This is a genomic window from Bartonella sp. AP88HLJMH (assembly GCF_042195605.1).
Lineage (GTDB): Bacteria > Pseudomonadota > Alphaproteobacteria > Rhizobiales > Rhizobiaceae > Bartonella.
On record NZ_JBHIOR010000104.1, the window covers coordinates 1 to 799 of the forward strand.

The window sequence follows — 799 nt, forward strand, 5'->3', positions numbered from 1 at the left end:
AACAGAGCTATACAACTCAACAGTTTTAAGATTTTCTTCATTATTCCCCTCTTTCAATGGATTTATTTACAATAAAAAAGCTCATAAGCCTGTTGATATTTCCTGTCACCGCTGCTTAAAACAACGGTGAACAATATTGAGATGTTAGATTGAGAAAACAATCCCGCCATTCCAAGCGAAGGCAAGGATGGCGGATTGTTGATCATCACTAGCAAGACTTAAGGTTTGCATTCAGGTGCATTTTTATATTTTTTACAAAAAGGGCTGTTTAAGCGCTTCTTGACACTGGGCCTCGGGATCACAGCACCTGGACGACAAATGGGCAAGTTTTCGGCTCTAAAAGTATAACACCACCCTCCCGCTCTTGCTACTTCTTCATCTTTATAGCGGAATCCTGATTGAATCATGCAAGCATAAGTTGTTGCTTTTGCATTGATGCTCTGCTTTCTATTTTCTGGAAATACATCATAAGGCGTTGGCATACCACATTCTAATAATGCTTTTCCTATTTCAGTAAAATCTGCTCCTGGCTTCTCCCAAGCAGTCAAGTATCCTGAAGGAGGCTTATTAAACTGACATCCAGCGATACTGAATAGAGTTACAGCACTTAATAATTTTAAGGTTTGTTTCATTTTTTACTCCATGATTTACTTGAAGGAACTTGTTCACGATGAGATGAGCCATAACGCACGTTACACTTATCGCCCGCGTCTCCAAGACAGGTATGGGAACTTATGGGATTCATGACCACTCTCCACCATTCTTTCCACATGTTACTACCAGCAGGGAGTGTCCCGTA

General features: G+C 40.6%; 1 protein-coding gene. It reads right to left on the reverse strand.

From position 1 onward, the window contains the following. Positions 1-218: 218 nt before the first annotated feature. On the reverse strand, positions 219-632 hold the full coding sequence (locus ACFIMA_RS09815; RefSeq protein ID WP_273790553.1) for a hypothetical protein: 414 nt from the start codon (positions 630-632) through the stop codon (positions 219-221). Positions 633-799 lie beyond the last annotated feature (167 nt).